This window comes from Kitasatospora sp. NPDC001175, from assembly GCF_053598215.1.
Map to the genome: position 1 here is coordinate 1 of NZ_JBSFJU010000136.1, position 8,821 is coordinate 8,821.

The following is an 8,821-nucleotide window of genomic DNA, read 5'->3' on the forward strand; positions in this document are numbered from 1 at the left end:
TCGAGGTCGAGCTGGAGCACGGCCCGCCGACCCTGCTGGACCACATCGAGGCCGTGTTCGCCGACGCGGGGCTGACCCGCTCACCGTGGCCCTCGAAGCTCTCCCGGGCTCTTGGCGAGCCCCGCCTCCAGGCCCCGACCGGTTCGGCCTCCGCCCAGGCCGCAGAATCGGCTGGAGCCCTCGTCATGGACGGCTTCCGGGCCCAGCTCGAGGCGCTCCTCACCCTCGATGCCGCCGTGCGCCGCGGCCAGGAGGACTCCGTACACCGCATGCGGGTCACCGCACGGCGGCTGCGCAGCCTGCTCAAGGCCCACCGGCGGCTCTTCCAGCGCGACCAGGCCGAGGTGCTGGCCACAGAACTGCGCTGGCTCGGGCGACTCCTAGGCCAGGCCCGCGACCAAGAGGTACTGGGCGAGGAACTGGTGGACCAGTTGGACGCGCTGCCCGCACACCTGCGTAGCGCTCTGCGCGGCCGGCTCACCGCGCGCTACGCCCAGGGCTACCGGCGCGCTTGGCAGCGGGCGGTCGCCGAACTCGACAGCGCACGCTACTTCGCCCTGCTGGAGCGGCTCGACGCCTTCGCCACCGACCCGCCACTGCGCCGTCGGGCCCACCAGAAGGCGCGTAAGTATCTGTCCGGCGTCCTGCGGCACGAGCAGCGGCGGGCCCGGAAGCGGCTCGACCGCGCTCTGCGCACCACACCGGGCCCGCAGCGCGACCAGGCGCTGCATCGCGCCCGCAAGGCCGCCAAACGCGCCCGGTACACCGCGGACCACGCACAGTCGCACATCCCGCACCGCACGGCGAAGCGAGTGGCGAAATTCGGCGCCCGGATGAAGCAACTGCACAAGGTGCTGGGCACTCACCAGGACACGGTGGTGGCCCGCCACGAGCTGGTCCGCCTCGAAAGCGAGGACACCGGCAGGGAGCGGCACGCCTTCGCCTACGGTGTGCTCTACGAACGCCAGCGGCACATCGCCGCCGCTGCGCGGTCACGCTTGCCGAAGTTGCGCCGCCGGGCGGGCCGCCGCAAGCTCACCCGGCTGCGCTGAACCTCCGCGCCGGCGTGCTACCAGTCACGCCGTGGTCTGCAGCCGCCTCCGGCCCGGCGGGTTTCCCGGGGCCGCGACCGAGTGCGGCCGACCCCGGGTGGTGAGCTGTCGCCCACCGGTCGGCAGGGGGAGGTTCAGGATTTCCCACGGCCGGTAACGAAGTCGCGGGCCCGGTCCACCAGACCCGCCCCAGGGGCGAGGATCTTGCTGGCCATCGGGGTGTCGGGGGCGGCGGGGTGCGGGCGGGTCGGCGCCATGGCCTTGGCCCGCCGGATCTTGTCGCCGAGATCGTCGAGCGCCTCGGGGGTACAGGCCTGGCGCAGCATCGGGAAGAGGTTGTTCTCCTCGTCTTGGACGTGGACGGTGACCTCGTCCATGAGCTGCTGCAGCATCATGCTCATGTGCGCGTCGTCGGTGTTCATCTTCTCCAACTGCTTGAGGATCTTCTCGACGCGGGCGTGGTCGTCGAGCTCCTTGTCCGCGAGCCTGTCGCCGCCCTGGATGTGCTCGCGCACCGCCGGGTACAGGTACTGCTCCTCGGCGACCGAGTGCCGCACGAGCTCGATGGTGACCTCGTCGACGAGGTCACGCAGCTCCTGCCCGCGGCCGGTCATCGCCTGGAGCCGGCCGAAGATCTCCTCCACCTCGCGGTGGTCGGCCGTCAGCTCCTCGATCACATTCCCGCCATGTCCCATCGCGTATCTGTCCTTTCGCTGGTCCTGCCCGGGCCGAGTCCATCCCGCCCGGCAGGCAGTGATCCCCCAACTGGACAAACCATGTGAGCCCGACGCGAGCGCCTCACCCGGACGGAGGCGGTCAGCACCGTCCGTGCCGCGCCGGGCCGGCCCATCGCGAGCATCTGTTCTTCAGATTCCCGGATTGCACCGGCGTCGCATCCATGCGAGGGACGACCGAGCCAGCTGGCTTCACGTGCACGGGCGTGCGAGCGTGCCGAGACCTGCGTTCGGGGTAGACGCCGCAGTGCATCCCCACGGGTGAGGAGTAGCCATGCCTGTCGGTTCGAGCAAGAAGCGTGAACGTCAGTACGAGCACATCAAGGAGAGCGCCCTGGACCGTGGCGAGAGCGAGAAGCGGGCCAAGGAGATCGCGGCCCGGACCGTGAACAAGGAGCGGGCACGGCACGGCGAGTCGAAGACCGCCAGCCGCTCCTCGACCCACGACATGTCCTCCTCCCGGCGCGGCGGACAGCGCTCGCACTCCGGTTCCGAAGGCCCCACCAAGGAGCAGCTGTACAACGAGGCCAAGCAGCGCAACGTTCACGGCCGCTCGAAGATGAACAAGAAGCAGCTCGCCAACGCCCTCGGTCACTGATCGGGCTGACCGACCGCGGCAGTGGTGGTGGTTCGGCTGACCGGCGGGTCACGGATTCCAGGGACGATCCCGTGTCATGTGGTCCAGGCCGGTGAGCTGCAGGATGCGGGCGGCGAGCGACACCGGGGCCTTCATTCGGCGGTCGCCCGGACGTGGCGGAGCCCCGCACCGTGTTGGTGCGGGGCTCCATGGTTGGCGCGGTCGATGGTCCTTCAGGCCGATGCCCTGGGTGACGGGGTTGTCGATGGTCGCGGTGTTCTACTTCTTCTCGGCCAGCGCCGCCGCCTGCTGCGCGGACGTGGCTTGCCGGATGGCGTCCTCGGCTGCCAGCGGCGTCGTCGGCGTCGGCCCCCGTTGCGGCCGCGCGGCGGCCGGTCAGACCTCGCCGGTCAGGTGCCGGGTCAGGCCGGTGAGTTTGAGGAGCCTGGTCACGGGGTGTCCGATGCCGCGCAGGATGAGCCGTCCGCCGCTGTGGTCGGCCTGGTTGCGGGCCTGGACGAGGGCGCCCAGGCCGACGCAGTCCATGAACGTCACCTCCGACAGGTCGAGCACGACTTCGCGGTGTGCCCGCAGCGCATCGGCCAGTTGGCGGCGCAGTGACGAGGCGGTGGCGAGGTCGATGTCGCCGCGCGCCGTCACTACGGCAGGTGCCGGGCTGTGGTCGTACATGGCGTGTGTCGCGGGCTACCAGTAGTGGGTTCGTCCGGCGATACCGTGGCCTACCGCGCCGAGGAGCCAGAGAATCAGGCCGAGAACGGCCAGGATGATGCCGATGGTCCACAGGATCGAGATGCCGGTGACGAAGCCGATGATGAGGAGGATCACTCCAAGGACGATCACGGTGGCCTCCGAAGGTTCAGATCTGTTTTGCGAATGCCCGCAGGTCGGGGCGGTGTGTTCAGCTGCTCAGCAGGCGGTTGAAGAAGCTGCGGTACTTCTGCAGGGCGAGCCGCAGCTCCTCGGTGTCGACCGGTTCCCCCTGGTTCCACTGACTCTCGAGCCGCTGCTTGTGGTCGGCGAAGGATTCGGCCAGTCGCCTCATGAGGTCGGCGACCAGTTCGTCGGCGGTGTGAACAGCCTCGCGGGGGTCGTCGACGAAGCGGGTCTGCACCTGCTGCCAGCGGGTGCGGAGCTCCTGCGCCTGGGCCGAGGGCAGTAGCGGTTCCGTCTCTTCCTGGCCGGTGGCGCCGCGGTCGGCGGCCTCTCCTTGCGCGGTCGTCTCATCGGGGGGCGTCGCCGTCTGCCCGCTCTCCGCGTCCGGTCTCTCGCCGGTGGCCTCGCCCGGGAAGACGGGCCGTTCCTGCCGCGTGTCGGGCGTGGCCTCGGATGTCGCCTCGGACGTCGTCCCGGGCTGGTCCATGGCGCCTGATTGTCGTTGTGTGCCGGTGGTCTCTGTTTCCTCGTCCTGTGTTCCGGTGGCGGCGATGTCCTCGGTCGTCATCCGTCCCGTGTCGTCGTAGCGCATTGGCTTCATTTCTGTCACCTCCGTGGCGAATCGTCGTCTCGCACGGCGTGCCCGCCGTCGAGGAGCGCCGTGAACAGCGCGCGGTAGTGCACCATCGCCCCGCGGGTTCTTCGGTGGTCGCGTCACCGCGACCGGCCTGGGCGTTGACCGCATGCGCGGCGCGGTAGTGCTTCAGGGTGTTCGCGTGCTCGACGGACAGGTCACGCAGCCGCTGCTCGTAGTCCTCGGTGGGGTAGCCGCGCTCATGCATGAGCGCGGTGACCAGGCCATCGGCCCGCTGCACGGCCTCGCCGGGACGGTCGACGAACTCCTGCTGCACCCGCGTCCAGTCCCGCGCGTAGCGCTATCTGGCGTCGGGTGCCAACGGCTTGATCTCCAACTGCTGGTGGCGCTGCTCGCGGCGGCGTAGTTCCTGCTCGGCGGCCAGTCGGCTGCCCGAGCTGCGAACGGTGCGCTCGTACTCGGGGCCGAACCGTTCCCGCAACCGGCGGCGACGGGCCACGAGCCACAACGCCCCGGCGATCAGGAGCAGCACGACCACAACGGGCACGATGATCGCTATGAGGGTCCCTGTCGACATCAGGTCCTCCTTGGTCCTTCAGTGACCTGCCGCCTTACCGGCAGCCGGCGACTCGAAACACCCGGGAGCCTTGGAACGCGGCGACGGCGAGCAGCGCGCCAAAGGTCGCGGCCCGCACCGGTGGACAAGAAGCGGGCCCGGCGCGGGGAGCCGAGAACAAGAAGCAGCTCGCCGGCCTCCTGTCACAGGGCGGCCAGGTGCGATTTGTCTGGTTTCGAAGGGGCGCATTTGTGCAGGGCCTCGGTCAGAGTCGGGAACACCCGGAACACGGTGTCGGTCTGGGTGATCTCCAGCACCCGTTGTGCCTGCGGGCTGGGAGCGGCAAGCACGAGGGGCACGCCCGCGGCGAGTGCGGCCCGGCGGGCGGTGAGCAGCGTGTGGAGGGCGCTGGTGGTGAACAGGTCGACGGCGTGCAGGTCGATCGCGAGGAGTGCGGGGCGCCGGACGAGGGCCTGGCGCAGTTCGTGGCGCAGTTGCTGTTCGTTGTCCATGTGGACGTAGCCGGCGACGGAGCAGATCAGGGCGTCGCCGATGCGGGTGGTGGATGTCGTCATGTCCGGGGCAGGCATGGTGTGCCCTCCGGGCGGCCCGGGTTGAGGTGCTGGAGGCAAGTCGGCGTGGGGTGTGGCGGGGAGCCAGCCCGCGTGCTTCGCGCGTGGGGCTTGCCGAGGGCAGTGTCGGGTGTCGCGGGGTTCGTGTGCGGCGGGCCAGGGCCGCGCAGGTCCGTCGAGCACCTCGGTCACTTCGCCGGGCAGCCACACCTGGGGCTGGCCGCAGAGGTCACACGGTGGGGGTGGCGGCTCGGGTCGAGGTGCTGGAGGCGGGTCGGTGGCCATGGTGCTCGTCACCTTGTGCTGCGGTCGGGTGGGGCCAAGGTAGGGGCTGGCTTGTCGCGCCAGCGGGAAGCGATCCGCTCCAGGCTTTCCCACAGCTCGTCGGCGGTGTCCTGCCGGTAGTCCAAGATGCCCTGGCGTGATGCGCTGGCGGCGAGGTAGGCCTCGAGGCCGGTGACCGCGTGGCGGACCATGCGGCGCAGTGGCTCGACCTGACAGGTCTGGTCGCCGTTCTCGCTGGGGCGGCCGATGCGGTCGTAGAGGAAGCCGGCGAGGGTTTCCAGGTTGTAGCGGGTGAGGCTGTCCATGGTGACCTCTTCACGCGGGTGGCAAGGATCCCGGTCGACGAGGCGGCCTGGCTTGCGCTTTAACGATTCGCCCACGAGCGATCCATGTCAACGGTTACACGGATTATTTTTCGTGCTTACGGCTGCGTGAATCGGCGGTCGTAAGCTGGTGGCATGGACGAGTGCCCCGCGGCGGCGCGGCGGTGGACCTTCCTGACCAACCACGCCCGCGTGCTGGTACAGATCGCCCGCGATCCCGGCATCAGGGTGCGCGACATCGCGGCACGCTGCCTGCTGACCGAACGGGCCGTCCAACGGATCATCGTCGACCTCGAAGAGGCCGGCTACCTGACCCACGAACGCAACGGCCGCAGCAACCACTACCACGTCCAGGCCGCCAAGCAACTACGCCATCCCGCCGACGCCGGCCCCAGCCTCGCCGAACTCCTGGCCGTTCTCCTGCACTGGAAACCTGACCGCCTGCCCCGGTCACGGCGCGGCTCCGCAAGGGTCAGGGCGGTAGCCGCAGGAAGGCCGTGCAAGTGAGCAGGGGCGGCTGCGGCGAAGGGACGCCCACCTGTGTCCGCTGCCGACCACTCGCGCTGGTTCATAGGTGAACGGGCAGTGACAGGGCCGGCGAAGCATGGCGCTGTGCCGGTAGGGGGGAATCTTGGACAACAACGGTCGCGGTGCCGATGTGATGGGATGACCGCGACGATGTGATGGGATGACCGCGACGAGCACGGACTGGGCTTCGAAGCGGGCGAGCGGGCGCCGCGAGATCGGCTCCCTCACCCCTCCTCGGTCCGGACCTGCGGGAAGCACGGGCCAAGGCGTTCTGACGGCCGACGCCTCCTCTTCGGCACGGCACCGCGCCGGCTCAGGTGCCCATCCAGCGGACTTCCTCCCGCACGATGTCCGCCTCGTTCCGCGCCCGGGCGCCAGGCGACACGTACTGGCGGGAGAACGGAGAACTCCTCGTAGGCTGCCACCGGATCGGCGTGCGGGAAACGGCAGCCCGGCCCCGGGCCTCACCGCTGCGACAAGCCTGCGCCGTCGGCTCCGCCGGGTGGGGGCAGGGCCTCGGCGTGCAGGCACTGCTCCTGTCCGCGGCCACCCGAGGAGGAGACGGTGTCCGCGAGGGGTTGGGCAACATCCTCGTCGGTGATCTGGACGCGAAAGGCACCAGAGTCGTCGGCGTAGACCGGCCGCCCGTCTGCGGTGAGGTCCGACGTCAGGTAGACCACGATCACGGTGGGCGGACCGTGGCTGCCGGGCGCGCCGGGAAGCGTGATGCCGTATCGCCGGACCGCTGTCACGGAAAGCACCTCCGACCGTCTCGGGGCCGCCAGCCCCTCCCCAGGTCCCAGCGCCCGGGACCGGCCCCAGCTTCGCCATCATGATAGGCAGCCACCGAGACCGGCATCGTCGACGCCGGGTGCGCCCCCGGATCCGCAGCTCACGTACTGCTGGACTGGCTGGCCCTGCTGCTGAGCGTCTGCAGCCGACCCGCGGCTATGGCCGTCCGGTGTCCTACGAGTCGTACCTCCTGCCCGTGGACCGCATAGGCGACCTGCTGGTCCAGGCCGGACTCGTCGTCACCGCGAGAGTGGAACAGGAGCCCGGCGGACGCGTGAACAGACCGCACGCCTGCCTCTTGGCCCGCAAGCCCGAAACGCCCTGACGGGGGCTCGTTCCCGGGGTGAGGCCGCTCGACTGGACCGCCGACGATCACGGCGCGGGCGGTCAGACCGCCGGGTTGAGAGGACGCGCCCCAGCGGATGCCTTTCTCGCTGCGGACACGGGCGCGTTCCCGGCGCTGCGCGGCCAGGACGCTGGATGGCGTGCGTTCTGGTTGCGCCAGTGCATCGCGCCGCCGGGACGGCGTCATCGCGGCCACGCGCCGCACCCGGAGCTTCCCGCGCGAGGCGGACGGTGGTTCCGAAGCCGGCGGCGGCGCAGGCCGGGGCACCCCTGGCCGTCTCGCGCCCGTCAGCCCGCGCGCGGGCAACCCCGGGCAACCGCGGAGCTGGTACGCGTTCTGCGTGTCCGGGCCCGATCGGCCCTCTGCCTGCCATAGGCGTGCGCCACGGACATCCGGCACTGTGGGAAGGGCGGCCGGATGCCGCGACGGCGGCAGGGACACTGTTTCGGCCCCGATGCGTGGACCCTGCCGCCAACCCCTGGCAGCACGACGTGCGCGGCGGCCGGTCAGGAGCGCTGGTGGAGGACTTCGACGCGGTGGCAGAGCGCCTCTACGGGTTGCCACCGGACCGGTTCACCGCGGCCCGCAACGCGGCCACCGAGCAGGCCCGGCACGGCGGCGAGCGCGCACTCGCCGATCGCATCCGCCGCCTGCGCCGCCCCACTCAGGGCGCCTGGCTGGTCAACCTCCTCACCCGCACCGACCCCGCCGGCGTACGGCGCCTGCTGGACCTCGGATGCGCTCTGCGCGAGGCCCAGGAACGGCTGGAGGGCGAGCGAATGCGCGAACTCACCGCCCAGCGCCACCGCCTGGCCGGCCAGCTCGTCGATGCCGCCCGCACAGCGGCGACCGCACGCGGCCACCGCATCGGCCAGAGCGCGCTCGCCGAGCTGGAACAGACCCTGCTGGCCGCAACCGGCAGCCAAACAGCCGCCAGCGTTCTCGCCGCCGGCCGCCTGACCGAGGCCCTGCCGCCGGCGACGACCACGGACACCCTCGCCACCCTCGCCACCCTCGCCACCCTCGCCACCCTCGCCCTCCCCAACCGCCCGGCAGCCCCGGCGGCCCCGGCACCCGCCCACAGTGCGCACCCGCCGTCCCTGCGCACCGACGACCGCGCACGACCAGCTCCACCCACACGCGCATCCGAGCAGACGGACCTTGCGGACCGGAGGTGGGCCGAGCGCCTCAACCAGGCCAGCGACGTTGACGCCCGGGCGGAGCGCGACCTCGACCTCGCACGGCAGACGGTGCAACGCCTCGACCGCGAGCTGGAGCGTCTGGCCGCCGTCCGTGAGAAAGCCACCTCGCGGGCCGAGCGGGCCGCCAGCAGGTTGCGGCAGGCCCAGGCTGAGGCCGAGCAGGCCGTGCGAGAACGGGATGATGCGGAGCGGGCGTATGTGAGGAAGCAGGGCGAGTGGGAAGACGCCCGACGGGCGGTGAAGAAGGCCGAGTGGGCCGCTGAGGCGGCGCGCCGGCAGGTGGAGGAGTTGGCGGCCAAGGCCGCCCGAAGGAATGGAGGCCGGTGAGCGATGGCGAGGCCGATCTGGACCGGGGTGCTGTCTTT

General features: G+C 70.9%; 12 protein-coding genes and 1 pseudogene. 5 read left to right on the forward strand and 8 right to left on the reverse strand.

The window, feature by feature from the left end; all coding sequences use genetic code 11:
* Positions 1 to 1,052 (forward strand): CHAD domain-containing protein (locus tag ACWDAK_RS39770; RefSeq protein WP_427396097.1); only part of this gene is annotated, 1,052 nt, incomplete at its 5' end.
* Between the two features lie 134 nt (positions 1,053 to 1,186).
* Here the strand turns inward: ACWDAK_RS39770 and ACWDAK_RS39775 are convergent.
* Positions 1,187 to 1,747, reverse strand: a complete 561-nt coding sequence (locus tag ACWDAK_RS39775; protein ID WP_344641543.1) for a hemerythrin domain-containing protein — start codon at positions 1,745 to 1,747, stop codon at positions 1,187 to 1,189.
* Positions 1,748 to 2,060: 313 nt separating this feature from the next.
* On the opposite strand from ACWDAK_RS39775, the gene ACWDAK_RS39780 reads away from it, so the two are divergent.
* On the forward strand, positions 2,061 to 2,384 hold the full coding sequence (locus ACWDAK_RS39780; RefSeq protein ID WP_427396098.1) for a plasmid stabilization protein: 324 nt from the start codon (positions 2,061 to 2,063) through the stop codon (positions 2,382 to 2,384).
* A 375-nt stretch (positions 2,385 to 2,759) separates the two neighbouring features.
* On the opposite strand, the gene ACWDAK_RS39785 is transcribed toward ACWDAK_RS39780, so the two are convergent.
* From ACWDAK_RS39785 to ACWDAK_RS39810, 6 genes and pseudogenes are all read right to left on the reverse strand, one after another.
* Positions 2,760 to 3,053, reverse strand: a complete 294-nt coding sequence (locus ACWDAK_RS39785; RefSeq protein WP_344641541.1) for an STAS domain-containing protein — start codon at positions 3,051 to 3,053, stop codon at positions 2,760 to 2,762.
* A 15-nt stretch (positions 3,054 to 3,068) separates the two neighbouring features.
* Positions 3,069 to 3,209, reverse strand: coding sequence for a DUF6131 family protein (locus ACWDAK_RS39790; RefSeq protein WP_344641545.1), 141 nt, complete (start codon positions 3,207 to 3,209; stop codon positions 3,069 to 3,071).
* Between the two features lie 73 nt (positions 3,210 to 3,282).
* Entirely contained in the window at positions 3,283 to 3,858 is a 576-nt protein-coding gene (locus ACWDAK_RS39795) for a hypothetical protein (RefSeq protein WP_344641540.1), read from the reverse strand.
* 5 nt (positions 3,859 to 3,863) lie between these two features.
* Positions 3,864 to 4,429 (reverse strand): annotated as a pseudogene (locus ACWDAK_RS39800) (hypothetical protein).
* Between the two features lie 182 nt (positions 4,430 to 4,611).
* Positions 4,612 to 4,983 (reverse strand): STAS domain-containing protein, encoded by a 372-nt coding sequence (locus ACWDAK_RS39805; protein ID WP_427396099.1) that lies wholly within the window; start codon positions 4,981 to 4,983, stop codon positions 4,612 to 4,614.
* 290 nt (positions 4,984 to 5,273) lie between these two features.
* A complete protein-coding gene (locus ACWDAK_RS39810; RefSeq protein ID WP_427396100.1) occupies positions 5,274 to 5,570 on the reverse strand; it encodes a hypothetical protein in 297 nt (98 codons plus the stop codon).
* Positions 5,571 to 5,723: 153 nt separating this feature from the next.
* On the opposite strand from ACWDAK_RS39810, the gene ACWDAK_RS39815 reads away from it, so the two are divergent.
* Positions 5,724 to 6,095 (forward strand): helix-turn-helix transcriptional regulator, encoded by a 372-nt coding sequence (locus ACWDAK_RS39815; protein ID WP_427396101.1) that lies wholly within the window; start codon positions 5,724 to 5,726, stop codon positions 6,093 to 6,095.
* Between the two features lie 485 nt (positions 6,096 to 6,580).
* On the opposite strand, the gene ACWDAK_RS39820 is transcribed toward ACWDAK_RS39815, so the two are convergent.
* Entirely contained in the window at positions 6,581 to 6,868 is a 288-nt protein-coding gene (locus tag ACWDAK_RS39820; protein ID WP_427396102.1) for a DUF6296 family protein, read from the reverse strand.
* A 209-nt stretch (positions 6,869 to 7,077) separates the two neighbouring features.
* On the opposite strand from ACWDAK_RS39820, the gene ACWDAK_RS39825 reads away from it, so the two are divergent.
* The gene (locus ACWDAK_RS39825; protein WP_427396103.1) at positions 7,078 to 7,233 is read left to right on the forward strand and encodes a hypothetical protein; all 156 of its coding nucleotides are present in this window, start codon (positions 7,078 to 7,080) and stop codon (positions 7,231 to 7,233) included.
* Between the two features lie 479 nt (positions 7,234 to 7,712).
* Positions 7,713 to 8,783 (forward strand): hypothetical protein, encoded by a 1,071-nt coding sequence (locus tag ACWDAK_RS39830; RefSeq protein WP_427396104.1) that lies wholly within the window; start codon positions 7,713 to 7,715, stop codon positions 8,781 to 8,783.
* Positions 8,784 to 8,821: the final 38 nt, after the last annotated feature.